We start from the raw sequence: 17,260 nt of genomic DNA on the forward strand, positions 1-17,260 counted from the left end.
CTCTCATAATTTACATGTTTAAGGTAACAGCCCCGGTTCCTGAACAAGCTGCTACTGTATAAATGTATTCACCCGCACCCATATTGTCAACCTAAATTTAATTAAAAAGTTGACAATATGGGTGGAAAAGAGGTTGGTGTTTATAAGCTCCACCATAAAACAGCCGTAGCTATTACAGCAACCACAGCACATATGTAGCCGAAGCGGTCATTGCCCAGTTCGCGAAGATAGGTACGATCCGCATATGCCCCAAACCCTTTTCCCTCCATTGCCAGCGCAGTCTGCTGGACCCGTCTCACTGCATTCACCAGCACTGCAGCCGCATATCCGCTCCAATAGGCTAATCGCTTCCTCAGCCCTCGTGGCGGTTCCTGCCCACGAACCCGCCGTGCCGCCATAATGGTATGTCCTTCCTCTTCCAGCAAAGGCAAAAACGTCAGTGCCACCGAAATGCCGAACGCAAACCGATAAGGAACACGCAAACGCAGATTCAAGGCCTGTACAAAATCTCTGGGGTCCGTTGTCGAGAGATAGATATAAGAAGCCAAAAACAGTACAAAAATCCGCAGCGTTAACGCCCCCGCGATATCCAGTCCTTCTGTTGTAATCCCAATCGGTCCCCAGGACATCACGGTATGTCCTTCTCGAATCGCTAGAATAGACAATATAAAATACGGAATACCCACACCAATCAGGAACGACATCACCCGAAGCTGGCGTACCAAGGTCAACCTTGCGCCTAGCCAGGCCACAACGATCAGTACAGCCAATAGCGCCGCTTCATGCAGGGTCGAATCCCATGCCATCGACAGCAGACTAAAGCACCCCACCCATATCAGCTTACTTAATGGCCCCAGCCTGTGCAACAGCGACGCCCCGCCGTTATACTGAAACAGCATTTCGTTTCGCCTCCAGTCTGAGCCACTCTTCATGCAGTAAAGAATACATGAGCATGTCCTTAAAGCCTGTAGATGTATGCTGCACCTGTCGCAACAGCCCTTCCTGTGTCCAGCCCATGGAGGACAGCAAGGCTTGCGAGCCTGTATTACGCGGGTCCACCAATGCTTCCATCCGATTCAACCGTATCGTGCCATACCCGAATGACAGCACCAACCGCAACGCCTCGGTCATGTAGCCCTGCCCCCAATAGGGCTTGGCCAGTTCATAGCCAATTTCAGCTTTATAAGCCCCCTCCGTCTGCCAATAATTAAAGCCGCAGCTTCCAATCAGCTTCCCGTTCTCCTTCAGCTCGATCCCCCAGCGCAGTGCATCCTCCGTCTTCGCCAGTTCATTCAACAGCTCAATCATATCCTCTGCATCCTCACGTCCAGACATGCCGGAAAGGTTCAAATAACGGCGAACCTCCGGATCAGACCAGCACATGAACATCATAGCAGCATCCGTGGTTTCCATTCTTCGCAGGCGAAGACGCTGGCTTTCCAGCGGTGGTATATGCCCCTTGCATGCATATGCACACATGTCCAATCATCCTTCCAGATTAAAATGACAACAAATATACGCTACATTTAAGCATACACCTCCAACAAACACAACCTTCTTTAAAGTACGGAGATGATCGAAAGGCTACAGGTGGATTTCCTCTTGACTGAATGTATACAATCGTTATATCTTAAATTAATTAACCAATGGTAAAAGTCACTTGAATAATTACCTATTTTTAGTGGTTTATACAACAGATTATGTAAAAATTAATGTTAGGAGCGTGGACTCTACATGTTTCAAGCTATCCCTTACGAAGGCACTCGTCAGGAACAATTCGAATCCGTTCTCGGGCAACTCCGGGCACTTGTTCACGATGAATCCAATACCATTGCCAATCTGGCAAACGCTTCTGCGCTACTAGGTCATTTTCTGCCGGATGTTAACTGGAGCGGCTTCTATCTTTATGATGGCACAGAGCTTGTACTTGGTCCTTTCCAGGGCTTGCCTGCATGTATACGGATTCCACTGGGACGCGGCGTATGCGGTACAGCCGCAGCAGAACGGAGAACGCTTGTCATTGACGATGTGCATGCATTTCCAGGACATATCGCCTGTGACGCTGCTTCCAATAGCGAAATCGTTATTCCTCTGATCAAGAACGAGAAACTGATTGGAGTGCTGGACGTTGACAGCCCGCTAAAAGGCCGTTTTGATCATGAAGATCGTGTATTCCTAGAGGAATTTACGTCTATTCTGGTGTCCAGCCTGTAGCCAAATTGTGCATATATATTGTCTTCCTTCGCCACAATAAATGAGGGTTCTAAAACCTAAAACTACCTGGCGAAGGAGATTAATGATCAATGTACAACACCATGGGTCCACAACAACAGCTTCATCAGTGTGAACAAATTATGCAGCAATTGGTACAACAAACACAGCAAGGAACTGCCATGTATCAGCAGTTGCTGCAACAGGAGCAACAAAATGCGTCGAGTCTTGAAAACCTGGTGCAACGTGAACGTAATGCAGCTCAAATGATCCAAACTGCAATCCAGCACCACCAACAAGCTGTGCAGCAATGCCAGCAAGTTATTCAGTTGTGTAATCAGTTGGAAAATACCATCCGTTCCAGCAGCCAAATGACTCAGCCCGGATTCGGCAATAACTATGCCTCCCGCAGTATGCAGCCATCCTCGTATGGTACAGGTAGCCAAATGGGTCAAAGCTTTCCGCAACACATGGGTATGACTGGGCAGCATTATGCAGGCAGCGGTAATATGCAACAATATGGAAATAACAACCAGCAAGGCATGAGAGCGACACAAAACAGCATGTAAAGCTGCTCTACACACTAAAGGGATGAACAGCAGCCCATCGGATTGGCTTGCTGCCCATCCCTTTTATACTTCTTCTCACTGCCTTGTCCACCGGCTGCCAAGCAAGCATATGCTGTGTGCTTCATCCGTTCGATTTCGTCAGGCGCCATTATTTACTTAATATATGCGATTGCTCCTCTAAGCCTATTCTTTTTCATCCTCTTCATTTAGTATTATAAGGATATAAAAAAAAGGAGGTTATCATTTGAAAAGTACAGGTATGACACGTCCCCTAGATGCGTTAGGCCGTATCGTCATCCCCAAAGAAATGCGAATTTCCATGGATTACAATGTGGGGGATCCTGTTGAGATTTTTGTAGATGAGGAAACCGGTGTTCTCGCCCTACGAAAATATACGGGGGTGACATGCAAAATGTGTGGTTCAACAGAGCAGCTGACTTATTTTAGAGACAGCTTTATTTGCGGGGAATGTATTGAAAGTTTAAAGAACGGTACGAATTTTAGTCCCATGATAAGGCCAGCCAAATCTACTTTAGCCACCAGAGATCGCTCTGACAGGGAGCCCAAACGTCTGCGCCGATCGACACAACAGATGCTCAATAGCCTGAAGGAATTAATGCACAAGCACCCCAATGCAGCACAACACGAATATGCCAAAATACTTGAGGTCTCCCAAGCCCGTATATCCCAGCTCAAAAAAATGCTATAACTACAGCTTGCTACCCTACATAGTCTACATCAGAGATTCATCATGTACAGCTACTTTTGAACCGTGATACGCGTCACCATAGCTAATCGACAAAAACCATGGACGTCCATGGCGAGAATTTCATACTGGGCATAAAGAACCACCGGAGCTTTTGCAGGCGAGATCCTGTATCCGGTGGTTCTTTGTATCTTGTGATAATGAAAATAGAAGGACGATTTTGCGCAAAAATAAATTTGAGGCCTATACAACGGAATGGGTATTTATAAAAACAGTGGCAACAAGAGGCTTATTGTTACGCTTTGCTGGCCATGTCTGCAATTTGGTGAAGCCAAGCCTTGCGTGTATTCTCATCCGATTGGAGCACTGATTCAAAGAATATATGATACAAGACATCAAGGCCACAATATTCAAATATTCCTTTGTCTGACGTCAAGCGAAGCGCTTGATCCATGCCAATGCTGGCATATTCTGCATGTGACTTTCCTTGCGTATTGAGGATAATCGCCTTTTTCCCCTTGAGCAGCCCCATTTGCACTCCATTGACATATTTGTATGCAAATCCGTAGGAGAATACGCGGTCAATGTAGCCCTTCATGATGGCTGGCATCCCCGTCCACCAAATCGGATAAATAAAGGTGATCACCTCTGCCCATTGCAAATATTCCTGCTCCCGTACAATATCTTCACCGATTTCCCCAATGATCTCGCCGCTGCTAACCACAGCTTGAAAGTCGATTGCATAGAGATCGCGCACAACAACATCGTGCCCTTTTTGCTTTAATCCCTCGACCGCCGTGGTCAAAATCGCATGATTAAAGCTTTCTTGTGATGGGTGTGCATAAATAATAAGATGTTTCATGGTTTTCCCCTCCATTTTGGCATTAGTATATTAATTAGTGATTGATCAATTACATGAATATAAAAAAATGGATTGTGCTACGTTGTAGATTTATTATTCTTTGAATGTTCAAATAGATTTTGTTAGTGATTGATCAATCACTAACTGATTGGCCTCAGTATATTATATTCTTTTTCACTTTGCAAGTGCTTTGTTCAACTTTATATAAAAGCAGGTACCACGCTCTGAGCAAACGGCAGTATCATCGATCACGCTGGCGGTAGGAAAAATAAAGCCTGTCTAATGCGATGGCATACTTATAGCTCATGCTCTATATCTGCATCAGACAGGCTTTAGAATCTACGTTTTTACGTCTTTTCATAGACAAGGCTGCCTGCTGCCCTATGGCAAGAAACGGCTTACCTTTTAATAATGACCAGCTTGGTCTCCAGCATTTCTTCCATGGCGTATTTCACGCCCTCGCGTCCGGTGCCGCTTTGCTTCACACCACCATACGGCATGTGGTCGACACGGAAGCTCGGAATGTCATTGATCACCACACCACCAACCTCAAGCTTGTCCGCCGCATCCAGCGCAGTCACGATATTACGGGTATAAATCCCTGCCTGCAAGCCATAAATCGAATGGTTCACATGGCTTACAGCTTCATCTATAGAGCTTACCGGGTGAATCAGCACCAGCGGGGCAAACACCTCGCGACAGGACACTTTGGAAGTCGGGTCCACATTCAGCAGAACTGTGGGCTCCAGTATAGAGCCCCTGGCTTGTCCCCCCAGAGCGATTCTGGCACCTGCTTGAACCGCTTCATCCAGCCACTCACGGACACGTTGGACATCCTTGGCTGAAATGAGTGCGGATACGTCCGTGTCCGGCTCCAGCGGATCGCCGACTTTCAGCCGCTGCGTCGCCTCGATAAAACGGGCAACAAAGGTATCGTACAGTTCATCAACAACGTAAATACGTTGAATCGAGATGCACACCTGTCCCTGATTGGCAAACGCTCCGCTCACACAGCGGTCGATGATCGCATCCACATCGGTGTCACGGTCGATAATGACCGCTGCGTTGGAGCCCAGTTCCAGCGTAACCCGCTTCAAGCCAGCCTTGGAGCGAATTTCCGTGCCCACCGCCGGACTTCCGGTAAAGGTGATATAGCCGACGCGCGGATCGGTGACAAGCACGTCACCGATGGTTTTGCCGTCACCGCTGATCACGTTAAGCGCGCCGGAAGGCAATCCGGCCTGCTCCAGCAGCTCTGCGATCAGGTAAGCCGAAAGCGGGGTCTGCTCGGCAGGCTTCAATACGACCGTATTGCCTGCCGCAAGTGCAGGGCCAACCTTGTGGGCGACCAGGTTCATCGGGAAGTTAAAGGGGGTGATGGCTCCCACCACACCGACGGGCTCCCTAAGCGTATAGGCCATACGGCCCTCGCCGCCCGGTGCAGCATCCAGCGGGATCGTTTCCCCGTGAATCCGCTTGGCTTCTTCGGCTGCATACTTGTAGGTCTGCACCGTCCGGTCAACCTCTGCCAGCGCAGCCTTCCATGGTTTGGACGCTTCGCGGGCAATGATAAGCGCAGCTTCATCACGCCGCTCCTCCAGCAGGTCAGCCAGTTTTTCCAAAATGGCTGAGCGCTGATGTGCTGGCATGGCCCGCATCCCGGCGCGTGCATCAGATGCAGCCTGAATGGCAGCATGGGCATCCTCTGCTGTCGCCTCTGCTACCTCAGCAATAACCTCCCCGGAATACGGTGATTTTAATGTCGTATACGCTTGAGCTGCTTTCCATTCACCACCAATAAATAAATGCTGCCTCATACTTATGTCCTCCTGTGTTCTGAGCCATCCATCGTGACCAGAATATGTTTGTATTCGCTCATACTCTTTCTCCCTCAGAGGTTCAGTCTTAGTGTACATCGACCTGAATATTTTGCATATGTCGACGGCGTACGATCAGTACTGCTACACCCATCAACACCATCAATGCACCAAAATAAAACGGAGTTTCTGCTGTGTACCACTCTGACAGCTTCCCGGCAAGCCACGGCGAGATCGCACCGCCCAAAAAGCGCATAAAGCTGTATGCCGCAGATGCTGTCGAGCGCTCTACCGGAGCGGCCTGCATCACAGCGGTTGTAATCAATGTATTGTTGATCCCCAGAAAAACACCCGCCGCAATCACCGCGACAATGACCGTTGCTGACGAACCTACCACCGTCCCGACCGCCATAACGCCTAAATCAATGGCAAACAGCGTCAGCATGCTACTAATGGAAGATACCACGCTAAAGCGCGCTTGAATCTTTGGTGCTACAAACACCGAGGTGAAGGCCAGCATAATCCCCCAGCCAAAAAACACATAACCCAAACCATGCTCATCCAAATGCATGACATATGGAGAATAAGCCATCAACGTAAAAAATCCAAAATTATATAACAACGCTACAATACCGAGCGTGAGCAAGGCCGGATAACTAAGCGCTTTGAACGGATCGGCAAGCGACCCGCGCTTGTTAGGCTTCGGAATCGAAGGCAGCATAAACGTAATGAACAAAAATCCTACAACCATCAGGGCAGCAACACCAAAAAACGGACCGCGCCAGGAAATGGAGCCTAACTCACCGCCCAGCAAGGGGCCGACAGAAATCCCAAGACCCAGTGCAGCCTCATATAAAATAATGGCTTTGGCTGTTCCCGAGGTGGACAGACCCACAATCGCAGACAGCGCTGTGGCAATAAACAGGGCATTCCCCAGCCCCCAGCCTGCCCGGTAGCCCACAATTCCGCCTACCGTATTGGCGGTGCCGCCCAGTCCGGCAAATACAATAATAAACAAAATCCCGGTCAGCAGCGTCCATTTGACACCCAGTCGACTGGACACGACGCCCGTAATCAGCATCGCAACACCGGTCACCAGATTATAGCTGGTGAACAGCAGCGACACCTGGCTTTTAGTGGCATGAAGCTGATCGGCAATGGCCGGAAGAATCGGATCGACCAAGCCCAAACCCATAAATGAAATAACACAGGCAAAAGCAACCGCCCAGACGGCTTTGGGCTGAGACAGCAAGCCTGACTGTTTTTTCAACTCATCAGGGATTTTTAACTCACCATGTAAACTGTGTTCAAAACTCATGAATGATGTGACCTCCATATCTAATTGTACATATTCCTCGTTATGACGGGTCGCTGCCAAGCTCCTCATCAAGCAGAGCCTTCCGTTCACGAACCCTGACCCGCAGATCCTCCAGCTCAGTCTGGAGCATGCGGATGCTATTGATTTTCCCCTCCATCATTTCCAATTGTTCGTTCAGGGTGACCTCCATATCCACCAGCATGGCCCGGCGCTCAGCAGGTTGCAGATGATCCGTACGCTCGCGATATTCCTCCCGTTGACCCTTGAGCATCTCCGCTGCGGACATGTAGCGCTGCAGCTCTTGCAAAGAGAAACCAAGCACTTCCTTGGCGCTCACTATTTTTCTAAGTAAATCCACATCCTCCTGCGTATACAGCCTCATATTACCTTCGCTGCGCTGCGGGGAGGGCAACAAACCGATTTCCTCATAGTAACGAATGGTTCGCTTTGTCAGACCACTTTGCTTGGCGACCTCATCAATTTTATACGTAACCATGACACCTACCTTATGAAAAAGTTTATATATAAATATTACGCCTATATAACGTTAACGTCAACGTTAACTTAGAAAGACAAAAAAACCGCCTCTGTTCAAGGCGGTTCTGGTCCGGCTTATATGGCTTTATATGGTCACAGACCCGAGGCATCGGCGCTCAAACCCATGAATACAGCATTAGATGAAGAAGGTACGAGTGATGATAACCAGCAAAATGAAGAGAACCAGAATAACACCAGTGGAAGTCCACATGTTGTAACCACCACAGCCACAACCTCTATCTACTTCACCCATCTCAAATTCCTCCTCTCCGTTGATTATAGCAATTCGCCCGAATTAGCTTCTTGAGCTGAGAATTAGATGAAAAATGCTTTTGTGATAATAACAAGCAAAATGAAAAGTACCAGAATCGCTCCCATAGATGTAAAAGCTCCATAACCAGCGCCCATTCCAGACATGGTGATTCCTCCCTTCATGGTTTACAAGAGCATACTATGCGTGTGCCGTCATCCATGATAGGGACAAATGCCGTGCCTATTGCCTAAATATAGATCCTTATGCTGTAGCTCCGTTATCCTTCGGATGCCAGCATACCGTTATACAGCAGGTCTCGTGCCTGTTTGGCAAGTACAGATGGACTTTCGCGTCCAGGCAGCAATTGGGTTAGCGTCAACCGTTCAATCAAGCCGATGACACATTCTGCTGTCAATTCAGGGTTCAGCTCCTCACGACAAGAACCCCAGCGCTGTGCCGCCTGCAAATGCTTTTTGATATGCTCAGCCATCTCCGCCTTAATTCGCACCGAGTCAGCCGCCTGATAAAACCCAACCCGGGTCATCGCAGGATTATTGGACAACATACGAAAAATAGCTTCCAGAAATACCTGTCCCCGGTTCAAAATCTCAGCTTTACTCTGGTCCGGCTCCACCTTCATGCTTTGCGTCGTCTCGTTCACCAAAGCACGGAAGCTCTCGACAAGCTCCTCATAAATCTGTTCCTTACTTTCAAAATGAATATAAAAATCCGGCTGCGTTAATCCTGCACGTGCCGCAATTGAACTTACCTTTGTCTGATAAAAACCCGTCTGAGCGAACTCTTCAGCCCCCGCTTCCAGTAACAACCGTCGACTTTCCCGACTTCTGATTCCCGCTCTCATCACGGTCTTGCCCCCTTACTCCATAAATCTATCGTATTATAAGGTTCCTTTGCAGTAAGAACAACGGGCTTGAGAATGATATATACCCGTCCTTCAAAAGTCCTAACACAGAAGGTCTAAAGTATAATTAACCCATTAGACGATGAACGAGAGCGGGAATGTAGTTAGTGATGAGGACAATATTTGCGCATCATTTCAATCGTTGCCAGATCATCATCCAGCCCCCGTTTTTGCAAGCCATCCACAATCTGCTGACGCTCCTGACCTTTGACATTCTGGCCGAATTTGAACTTGGCAGTCCATTCATCCGGTACGATTTTGATCAGAGCGACCCCTTTCAGACGTGAAGCATACCGAGGATCACTGGCATCAATCGTGTCATAGCCGCCTTCCGGTTGCAGCTTGCTCATGAAAATGGAAAATGCCGCTGCCTTTTCTTCCAGCTCAACTACAAGTTCAGCATGACCACGCACGGTAACGCTTTTAAAAAAGGCAGTCGCCGGGCATGCCATATGCTCGTCCGTAAAATACGACGGAATCAGCGCATATTCCTTGGCGGCGGAAAATGTGACCCGGTTGTCCTCCTTCATCCGTTCCATCTTTTCTCCAACACGGCTGCCATGAATATAAAAAACGCCATTCCCGTAAGCAAAATTCAAGGGAACCACACGCGGAAAACCATCCTCGCTGTTCAGACCTAAAAATCCGAAGCTGACCTCACTCAGAAATTGCTCTATTTCCTCTTCTTCTGCCACTGTAAATTCTTTTCTTCTCATAATTACTCCCCTTCCTTCTATTGACCAACGATACATTTCAGATTATGTTGAAAATGGATTAATCAAAAGAGCCAATTTAAATGAAAATAAATAGTCCAATTGAAGGAGTTGGGAATGGATATTACAGTTGCTTACCAGCGTGCTATTCAAAAATATCATCATAAATATTTGGCATTGTATCATGCTCTCCGGGACGGTATTCTTAACGGTTCCCTTGCCGGCGGTACGCGCCTGCCCTCCAGTCGTGATCTGGCTGTGATGTATGGAATTTCGCGTGGCAGCGTTGCCGAAGCATACGATATGCTGTTGGCAGAAGGGTATGTAGAATCGACGGTAGGCAGAGGAACCTTTGTTATTGAGCAGGCAGCGATGCTGTCGGACCCATTTCCAATCGGCCAGCAGAACCAGAATCCACCTGTTGCAAAGCAAAAAGCCCCCGCTCTGTCAGCCTGGGGACAACGAATCATGCAGCTGGAAAAGGAACGGGAGTTATTGTCATCTCCTGCTTTTGCTGCGGATCGAGACGATACGCAGCAGTCCTTGATTTCTTTTCAGGCAGGAGAAGTCGTATTAGAGGGCAGCTCACAGCTCGCATGGAAAAGTGCCATGGCTGCCGCTGGCAAAGACCTGCAAAAGCCTTCGTCTGACTCGGCGACTGTGTCGGTGAATGGCGATGAATGGCTGCGTGAAGCGATTTGCCATCATGTTGGCAGAACACGCGGGATTGCGGCCCACCCGGACCAAGTCGTTTTATGCAGCGGCTCCATGGAAGTGATCACACTATTATGCCAGCTGCTTATTGATGAACAGGATCACATTATATTGGAAAATCCCTGTTATTCCGGTATCCATCGTGCTGTTACAGCCTCGGGCGGACAGATTCAGGCAGCCGAGCTGGATCAGCAAGGAATTATTCCGCAGGATTGGGATTCCAGGCTACTGTTTGTTACGCCGGGACGACAGTTCCCGACCGGCGCAGTTTTGCCACTGGCACGGCGTCAGCAGATTTTGCAGTGGGCGGTATCCCGTAGTGCCTGGATTATCGAAGACGATTATGACAGCGAATTCCGCTGGGCCGGACGACCCATTGAGCCTTTAAAAGCATTGGATCGCGCAGATTGCGTAATCTATGTCGGTTCCTTTTCCAAAAGCATGTTCAGCAGTCTTCGACTCGGGTTTGCGATCCTGCCTGCTGCACTGGCTCAAGCGCTGACAGCTGCCAAGCGGCTATATGACCCCCTGCCGCCTGCCCGTTTGGAGCAACGGGCACTGGCACGTTTTATGATGCGCGGCGACTATGCTCGCCATTTGCGGCGGATGACACGCATATACAGATCGCGCTACGACGTGTTCCAGCGCGAAATGCAGCAGTTGAGCGAACTGTTTTACTGGCAGCAGAGCGATTGCGGGCTGCATGCCTATGCCATCTGGAAGCATGAGCATGCTCCATACCATCATTTGCTGCGGACAGCACATGATTACGGAGTCACATGGCGGGATGCCGCCGATTACCAGCTGGCCCCAGGTCCTCCAGCAGCCTGCTTTAACTTTGCCCATTTAACGGAGCAGCAGATTATTGAAGGCGCTAAGCGTCTGCGCCAGGCTTGGGACAGTATCAAACATCAATATCACGCAGTGTAGCAGAAGCTTTAAAAGGGGCTCGCCAACCTCCTATCAATACCCATGCTGGGATTGACGATGAAATGAAGGTGTCAATTCAGTGACACCTTCGTTTTTTTACATAACATAAAAAATATGGTATATTATTATAAAATCGTTGTGGCTTTTTTGAACATCATATTTGTTAGATAAAGAGAAGGGATGTGTTAAGACACATGAATAAGCCTGCTAAAATAATATCTATTCTTATACTTTCTGCGAGTGTTATGGCTGGTTGTGGAAATCAGGGAACAACAGATTCATCTCCCGAAGGAAAAGCTCCAGCAGCTCCAGAATCAGTAGAAGCCAGTCAAGCAATCATCCTGCAAAGCCTGGACGAGATCAAGTGGGATAAAGTGAAAGACCCTTTGATTGAAGATGGCATGATAACAAAACTCAAAGCAGCCATCGCGGCCTTTGTTTCAGAAGATTTGGATCAATTCCATGCTGCGCTCAGCCCAACGGTCAAAACAGAGTACGATTATCTCCTGGATCAGCCCATAAAGTTCACCAGTATTGCCAAAGCTGTAAAAGAAAATGGTCGGATATTAATACCCGTTGTAGGCGAACGGCTTAATAAAGAAGAAGGAGATTCACCCGCTAAACGGTATACCTTCTATTTTGATAAAGATAAAGATGGAACGTGGCAAATTGTTTCAATTGACTAAGTCTATTTGCATTACATACCTAAAAGAAGAGGTTCTGTTCCAACCAGAACGTCTTCTTTTCTTCTCTAGTGCTATAAAAAGCATCCCCGCCGGAACTTTTAAATCTCGTGATGTATGACCAGCATTTGTAAAGACAATACTGGAATCTATAAATATTGCGAATTGTGTGGTGCTTTCGGAGTGGATGATTTTTTGAGAGTGAATTTCTGGGAAATGATTTTAAGGGCAAGCTGTACTTTTTTTGTTCTATTGATACTAGCGCGGCTTCTTGGTAAAAAACAGCTTAGTCAGCTTACTTATTTTAATTATGTTACAGGGATCACTATCGGTTCAATCGCAGCGGATATTGTTGGCAATAGTGAGACGCCTTTTTTTAATGGACTCATTAGTTTAGTCTGGTGGGTAATTCTCACAATTTTTATCGGATATATTGGCTTGAAATCGAGTAAAGCCCGAGTCCTGTTTGATGGACAACCTACCATTCTCATAAAGGAAGGGAAAATACTTAAGAAGGCACTTCAAAGAACCCACCTCAATCTTGATGACCTTAGTATGATGCTTCGAAAGAAGGATGTCTTCAGTCTTCAAGAAGTTCATTATGCAATTCTGGAACCTGACGGGCAATTTAGTGTTTTAAAAAAGGAGCTTAAGCAAACTGTTACCAAAGAAGACATGAACATACCAACCTCAACTTTTACTTATCTTCCTTCAGAAATCATTTCAGACGGTAAGATCGTAAAAAAGAATCTAATAGAACTGAACTTAACGGAAAAATGGGTGCATGACGAATTAAAGAAACATGGAATCCAGACAATACAAGAAGTCTTTTATGCAGAGATTCAAAAAGATGGTTCCCTTTTTATTAACAAATAGGCATATGAGGCAGTGTTAGTCCCCTTATTTAATGACTAGCCCCAGCAGCCCTACAAAAGACGAAGCTTGATGCGGCGAGATCATGCAACCGTTCAGGTCTTCGATATCCACCTGCAGTCCCTCAAACTCACAATCGCTCAAATCAATCCCTTTGAGCTTGGACCCCGACAGCATCGCCTGATCCAGATTACAGCGGGTAAAAAAGGTTTTCTGCAGCGTCAGATGATAAAGATCGGCGCTTACCAATGAACAGTCCTCAAAACCAACCTGCTTGAAATTGGAAAACCGAAACATCGAATAATCCCCTAAGCAATCCAGAAAACGAACGTTTTGGAGCCTGCTTCTGGAAAAGTCGGTGCCCAGCAATTTGCAATTTCTGAACTCCACCCGGTGAATAAAGGACCCGGACAAATCAACATTAGACAGATCACATTTATCAAAGATGACATCTGTCCATTCACTTTCCGGCAATGACGATTCCATGATGGTTACATTTTTAAAGGTCATCTTATCCAATGAAACCTTAACCACATCCATATGATCCAAAACCATATCCTCTACGGTCCCCGTATCAAGCTCGTCTTTGGAGCGTAAAGAGTACATTTCTTCATTTAGTACAGGTAAATCCATAGGAATCTTCGGTAACTCCAATTTCATTTTCATAATACCTCATCTCTTAAAATGCATGGTTAATCATAGTATATGTTTTTCAGATAAAGTGTAGCATATATGAATCTATTTTCTATCAATCTCCACATATAAGGTTACAAAAGTATTTCTCCTACATATATTAAAGTTGTGAGTATGAGTATGCTCTCACAAACCTTTTCAAGGAGGTTGATAGCATGGCAGTACAGCTATCTAATCAAGTATTCTCCATCTCGGTCGGAGATTACGGGGATATCTCTTCCTTACGTCTGGTAGGAGACACATTCAATACGAATTATGTTATGAACGGCTCGAACGCACCTAATCAAAATACGTCAGACCACCAGTGGCTGGGTGAGCTTATGTTCACTTACCGTCTTGGTAACGGAGCATGGACGCGGGCATGGACAAGCAATTCTGCTGATGCACGCAAGATCACCTCTTCCAGCAACAGTGTTCAGGTGACTTATCAAAACTCGTCAAATGCTCAGGGAATACGTAATTTTACTTTACTTGAAACGTATTCGTTGGTTAATGACTATTTGCATTGGCAAATGAAAGTAACCAACACCTCTAATCAAACGCTGGAAATCGGAGACTGGGGGCTGCCGCTTCCCTTCAATGAATTTTGGTCCGGCGGCAATAACGAACAAATCTATGAAACAAGAGTGCTCTCCCACTCCTTTGTAGGTCATAACAGCTCCTTTATTACCGCTGCACGGCCTAGCGGCATCGGGCCGTATTTACTGCTTATCCCGGATGCCTCTACAGGCTCGGGTCTCGAATATCAGGACCACTGGAGAGTCGAGGAGCATCCTGGCAGCACATGGGCGATGGACCAAGGCGGCTGGGCCGAGGGACTGAATGTATTTTATATTCACTCCAATGTTATTAAGAGCACCAACCGCGGTTATCTCGGGAGCACCAGTCTGTCGCTGGCTCCGGGCGAAAGCAAAACATACGCCTTTAAGTTTTTTAAGGTCGCGGACGAGCAGGCTGTGAAGGACAGACTGTACAGTGAGGGCCATGTGGACGTGACTGTCGTTCCAGGCATGATTGTCCCCACCAATCTCAAAGCGAAATTTGATCTGCATACTAGCAAATCCATCACCTCTGTTACCGCACAATACCCGTCCGAAACCACGATCAGCTATCTGGAAACAGCCCCTACAAACCATAAAATATATGAACTTACGCTCAGTCGACTGGGACACAACAATATAACTGTGAGCTACGGCAACGGTGAAAAAACGGTCCTTCAGTTCTATGCCATTGAGCCTGTCGATGCTGCGCTCCAGCGTCACTCCACTTTCATGGTCAACAGCACACAATGGAATGTGCCGGGCGACCTGCGGGACAAGGTGTTTGACGATTGGATGATGCAGTATAAGGCCAAGCGCAACAGCTTTGCAGGCTACTGGGGCTGGGGTGATGATTGGGGTTTGACACACGGTCAGTTTCTGGCGGAGAAAAATGTGCAGAAGCCCGTGGCATCTGAGATCAAGGCGGTCGATGATTATCTGGAGGTGGCAATCTGGACGAATCTGATGGAAGGTCATCACACCGATTATCTGGTTCCTGACTTCCTGATGCCGCAGCCTAATACGACACCAACATACCGCGGCTATGCCTATCCGCATATTTACAACACGTTTTTCAGTATGTATAAGCTCGCCAAGCTATATCCCAACCTGATCAGCTACCGTAACAGCAAGAACACATATTTACTGCGTGCGTATCGTATTTTCAAGGCATTATATGAAGGTCCTGTCGCTTATAACTGGAACACCGGACTCATGGGTGAGCTGACCACACCGGATATCATTAAAGCGCTTCAGGAAGAAGGCTTGACCAGCGAGGCCAACGACCTGATTGCCAAAATGGCTACCAAATACAACAATTTCAAAAATACCACCTATCCCTACGGCTCCGAGTACAATTACGACAATACAGGCGAAGAAGCGGTATATACACTCGCCAAAATGAACGGCAACACGACGATGATGAGCAAAATCAATGCCAAAACACGCGCAGCCCGCGGTCATATGCCTGTCTGGTACTATTACGCCGATCCAGTCACCATCACCGGGGAGAATTGGTGGAACTTCCAGTACACCACCTCGCTGGCGGGCTATGCGATGGACGATTGGACACGCCGTTATTCGTCCAAGCCCGAAGTGGACCAGCGTCTATCGTATGCCGCCAAGCTGGCGAACATCGGGGCGATTAACTCAGGGCAAATCAGCTCTGATCCTGCCAATATCGGGGCGGTAGCGTGGACGTATCAGGCAGGCAAGGGCAATTATGGCGCTCTTGGTCTGGACGGCGGCCCCCTCTTCAACGGATGGCGCGGCATGTCCGGCGAAGCGGATCTGGGGCTGTTTGGAGCCATTAAAGTGTTAAGCTCGGATGTAGCTGTCGATCCGATATTCGGCTTGTTCGGCTATGGCTGCAACGTTACCGAAAGCAATAACAGCTATACGGTTACTCCAAAGGACGGCGTATTTCAACGTCTGCATCTGATCACCCAAAAGCTGAGTCTGGAGCTGAACCGGGACCAATATAGCCTGGCTATCGTGTCCAAGTCCAAAAACAACGTCCGCTTGACGTTGAAAAATACGACACCAGGCACAGCGCATACTACGGTTGTGACGATGACCGGACTCGCGGCAGGTACGTATGACGTGCTCGTAGACGGCACGAAAACCGGCTCTGTCACGGCTGTTAACGGCTTAGCAGCCACCGTCAGACTGAATATCGGAACGGCAGCCGCCTACGATATTCGTATTCAGTTGGGCACTGGCAATCCGACTCCCACCGGAGACATTGTAGCCCGTTATGAATTTAACGAAACGGCCGGATCTACCGCAGCCGATTCATCGGGTTATGGGCAGCAGGCCAGTGTAAATAGTGGGACATGGGCAGCGGGACGGAAAGGCAACGCCCTCTACTTCAACGGCACAGACACCTATGCCAGTCTCCCCTTCGGTATAGTTAGCAGCCTAAATGACTTTACGATTGCAGCGTGGGTACGAGTGAACACGCATAACGGCTGGGCCCGCCTGTTTGATTTTGGAGCAGGAACGGATCGGTATATGTTTTTGACTCCGAAGGCCGAAGGGACAGGTATGCGTTTTGCCATCACCGTTTCAGGGAACGGGCAGGAGGAGCAGTTGAACGCACCAGAATTGGCGACAGGCGTCTGGAAGCATGTGGCCGTGACCCTGTCAGGCAATACGGGGATATTGTATGTAGACGGTGTGGAAGCGACGCGCAACGCCAATATGACGTTGAAGCCGTCCAGCCTTGGACTGACAGATCGGAACTATATTGGCAAATCCCAGTTCGATGATCCCTATCTGAACGGTGCAGTAGACGATCTGGTCATTTATAACAGAACGTTGACGGCTCAAGAAATCCGGGGCTTGGCCTCGGCAAGCAGCATCGTTAATGTTCATTCTTTGGGAGCCAATTCATATGCCGAAGGAGCCGATTAGAACG

17 protein-coding genes are annotated in these 17,260 nt (G+C 47.9%); 7 read left to right on the forward strand and 10 right to left on the reverse strand.

Annotated elements, in window-relative coordinates:
* Positions 1–140 precede the first annotated feature (140 nt).
* Positions 141–899 carry an energy-coupling factor transporter transmembrane component T family protein gene (locus tag B4V02_RS21700; protein WP_094156370.1) on the reverse strand — a complete coding sequence of 253 codons (759 nt, stop codon included), beginning with the start codon at positions 897–899 and terminating at the stop codon, positions 141–143.
* On the reverse strand, positions 883–1,479 hold the full coding sequence (locus tag B4V02_RS21705) for a GNAT family N-acetyltransferase (protein WP_094156371.1): 597 nt from the start codon (positions 1,477–1,479) through the stop codon (positions 883–885). The genes B4V02_RS21700 and B4V02_RS21705 overlap by 17 nt, the downstream gene beginning before the upstream one ends.
* A 255-nt stretch (positions 1,480–1,734) precedes the next feature.
* Between B4V02_RS21705 and B4V02_RS21710 the strand changes: the two genes are divergently transcribed.
* From B4V02_RS21710 to B4V02_RS21720, 3 genes are all read left to right on the forward strand, one after another.
* Positions 1,735–2,214, forward strand: coding sequence for a GAF domain-containing protein (locus B4V02_RS21710; RefSeq protein WP_007428736.1), 480 nt, complete (start codon positions 1,735–1,737; stop codon positions 2,212–2,214).
* Between the two features lie 89 nt (positions 2,215–2,303).
* The gene (locus tag B4V02_RS21715; protein WP_094156372.1) at positions 2,304–2,780 is read left to right on the forward strand and encodes a hypothetical protein; all 477 of its coding nucleotides are present in this window, start codon (positions 2,304–2,306) and stop codon (positions 2,778–2,780) included.
* 244 nt (positions 2,781–3,024) lie between these two features.
* Complete coding sequence (locus B4V02_RS21720; protein ID WP_007428734.1) at positions 3,025–3,489, forward strand: AbrB/MazE/SpoVT family DNA-binding domain-containing protein; 465 nt, start codon at positions 3,025–3,027, stop codon at positions 3,487–3,489.
* A gap of 292 nt (positions 3,490–3,781) precedes the next feature.
* On the opposite strand, the gene B4V02_RS21725 is transcribed toward B4V02_RS21720, so the two are convergent.
* The 7 genes from B4V02_RS21725 to B4V02_RS21750 all read right to left on the reverse strand — a co-directional run bounded on the left by B4V02_RS21725 (position 3,782) and on the right by B4V02_RS21750 (position 9,911).
* Complete coding sequence (locus tag B4V02_RS21725; protein ID WP_094156373.1) at positions 3,782–4,348, reverse strand: NAD(P)H-dependent oxidoreductase; 567 nt, start codon at positions 4,346–4,348, stop codon at positions 3,782–3,784.
* Positions 4,349–4,746: 398 nt separating this feature from the next.
* On the reverse strand, positions 4,747–6,165 hold the full coding sequence (locus tag B4V02_RS21730) for an aldehyde dehydrogenase family protein (protein WP_094156374.1): 1,419 nt from the start codon (positions 6,163–6,165) through the stop codon (positions 4,747–4,749).
* Between the two features lie 88 nt (positions 6,166–6,253).
* Positions 6,254–7,483: an MFS transporter gene (locus B4V02_RS21735; RefSeq protein ID WP_094156375.1), complete on the reverse strand. Its 1,230-nt coding sequence runs from the start codon at positions 7,481–7,483 to the stop codon at positions 6,254–6,256.
* Positions 7,484–7,523: 40 nt separating this feature from the next.
* A complete protein-coding gene (locus tag B4V02_RS21740) occupies positions 7,524–7,979 on the reverse strand; it encodes a MerR family transcriptional regulator (protein ID WP_094156376.1) in 456 nt (151 codons plus the stop codon).
* Between the two features lie 356 nt (positions 7,980–8,335).
* On the reverse strand, positions 8,336–8,437 hold the full coding sequence (locus B4V02_RS26290; RefSeq protein ID WP_007428721.1) for a hypothetical protein: 102 nt from the start codon (positions 8,435–8,437) through the stop codon (positions 8,336–8,338).
* Positions 8,438–8,550: 113 nt separating this feature from the next.
* Positions 8,551–9,135, reverse strand: coding sequence for a TetR/AcrR family transcriptional regulator (locus B4V02_RS21745; protein WP_007428720.1), 585 nt, complete (start codon positions 9,133–9,135; stop codon positions 8,551–8,553).
* A gap of 164 nt (positions 9,136–9,299) precedes the next feature.
* Positions 9,300–9,911, reverse strand: coding sequence for a pyridoxamine 5'-phosphate oxidase family protein (locus B4V02_RS21750; protein ID WP_094156377.1), 612 nt, complete (start codon positions 9,909–9,911; stop codon positions 9,300–9,302).
* Positions 9,912–10,025: 114 nt separating this feature from the next.
* Between B4V02_RS21750 and pdxR the strand changes: the two genes are divergently transcribed.
* The 3 genes from pdxR to B4V02_RS21765 all read left to right on the forward strand — a co-directional run bounded on the left by pdxR (position 10,026) and on the right by B4V02_RS21765 (position 13,111).
* Complete coding sequence (pdxR, locus tag B4V02_RS21755) at positions 10,026–11,552, forward strand: MocR-like pyridoxine biosynthesis transcription factor PdxR (RefSeq protein ID WP_094156378.1); 1,527 nt, start codon at positions 10,026–10,028, stop codon at positions 11,550–11,552.
* Positions 11,553–11,746: 194 nt separating this feature from the next.
* Positions 11,747–12,238, forward strand: coding sequence for a hypothetical protein (locus tag B4V02_RS21760; protein WP_094156379.1), 492 nt, complete (start codon positions 11,747–11,749; stop codon positions 12,236–12,238).
* Between the two features lie 180 nt (positions 12,239–12,418).
* On the forward strand, positions 12,419–13,111 hold the full coding sequence (locus B4V02_RS21765) for a DUF421 domain-containing protein (RefSeq protein ID WP_179031480.1): 693 nt from the start codon (positions 12,419–12,421) through the stop codon (positions 13,109–13,111).
* 24 nt (positions 13,112–13,135) lie between these two features.
* Here B4V02_RS21765 and B4V02_RS21770 read toward each other — a convergent pair whose 3' ends face one another.
* Positions 13,136–13,774 carry a pentapeptide repeat-containing protein gene (locus tag B4V02_RS21770; protein WP_094156381.1) on the reverse strand — a complete coding sequence of 213 codons (639 nt, stop codon included), beginning with the start codon at positions 13,772–13,774 and terminating at the stop codon, positions 13,136–13,138.
* Between the two features lie 182 nt (positions 13,775–13,956).
* Between B4V02_RS21770 and B4V02_RS21775 the strand changes: the two genes are divergently transcribed.
* Positions 13,957–17,256, forward strand: coding sequence for a DUF5695 domain-containing protein (locus B4V02_RS21775; RefSeq protein WP_094156382.1), 3,300 nt, complete (start codon positions 13,957–13,959; stop codon positions 17,254–17,256).
* The last annotated feature ends 4 nt before the right edge of the window (positions 17,257–17,260 follow it).

Source organism: Paenibacillus kribbensis, assembly GCF_002240415.1.
GTDB classification, from domain to species: Bacteria; Bacillota; Bacilli; order Paenibacillales; family Paenibacillaceae; genus Paenibacillus; species Paenibacillus kribbensis.

What these genes read in the sequence shown, in the direction of transcription:
- B4V02_RS21700 (WP_094156370.1), bottom strand. Translation starts at nt 899, where the DNA reads ATGCTGTTTCAGTATAACGGCGGGGCGTCGCTGTTGCACAGGCTGGGG.
- B4V02_RS21705 (WP_094156371.1), bottom strand. Translation starts at nt 1,479, where the DNA reads ATGTGTGCATATGCATGCAAGGGGCATATACCACCGCTGGAAAGCCAG.
- B4V02_RS21710 (WP_007428736.1), top strand. Translation starts at nt 1,735, where the DNA reads ATGTTTCAAGCTATCCCTTACGAAGGCACTCGTCAGGAACAATTCGAA.
- B4V02_RS21715 (WP_094156372.1), top strand. Translation starts at nt 2,304, where the DNA reads ATGTACAACACCATGGGTCCACAACAACAGCTTCATCAGTGTGAACAA.
- B4V02_RS21725 (WP_094156373.1), bottom strand. Translation starts at nt 4,348, where the DNA reads ATGAAACATCTTATTATTTATGCACACCCATCACAAGAAAGCTTTAAT.
- B4V02_RS21730 (WP_094156374.1), bottom strand. Translation starts at nt 6,165, where the DNA reads ATGAGGCAGCATTTATTTATTGGTGGTGAATGGAAAGCAGCTCAAGCG.
- B4V02_RS21735 (WP_094156375.1), bottom strand. Translation starts at nt 7,483, where the DNA reads ATGAGTTTTGAACACAGTTTACATGGTGAGTTAAAAATCCCTGATGAG.
- B4V02_RS21740 (WP_094156376.1), bottom strand. Translation starts at nt 7,979, where the DNA reads ATGGTTACGTATAAAATTGATGAGGTCGCCAAGCAAAGTGGTCTGACA.
- B4V02_RS26290 (WP_007428721.1), bottom strand. Translation starts at nt 8,437, where the DNA reads ATGTCTGGAATGGGCGCTGGTTATGGAGCTTTTACATCTATGGGAGCG.
- B4V02_RS21745 (WP_007428720.1), bottom strand. Translation starts at nt 9,135, where the DNA reads ATGAGAGCGGGAATCAGAAGTCGGGAAAGTCGACGGTTGTTACTGGAA.
- B4V02_RS21750 (WP_094156377.1), bottom strand. Translation starts at nt 9,911, where the DNA reads ATGAGAAGAAAAGAATTTACAGTGGCAGAAGAAGAGGAAATAGAGCAA.
- pdxR (WP_094156378.1), top strand. Translation starts at nt 10,026, where the DNA reads ATGGATATTACAGTTGCTTACCAGCGTGCTATTCAAAAATATCATCAT.
- B4V02_RS21760 (WP_094156379.1), top strand. Translation starts at nt 11,747, where the DNA reads ATGAATAAGCCTGCTAAAATAATATCTATTCTTATACTTTCTGCGAGT.
- B4V02_RS21770 (WP_094156381.1), bottom strand. Translation starts at nt 13,774, where the DNA reads ATGAAAATGAAATTGGAGTTACCGAAGATTCCTATGGATTTACCTGTA.
- B4V02_RS21775 (WP_094156382.1), top strand. Translation starts at nt 13,957, where the DNA reads ATGGCAGTACAGCTATCTAATCAAGTATTCTCCATCTCGGTCGGAGAT.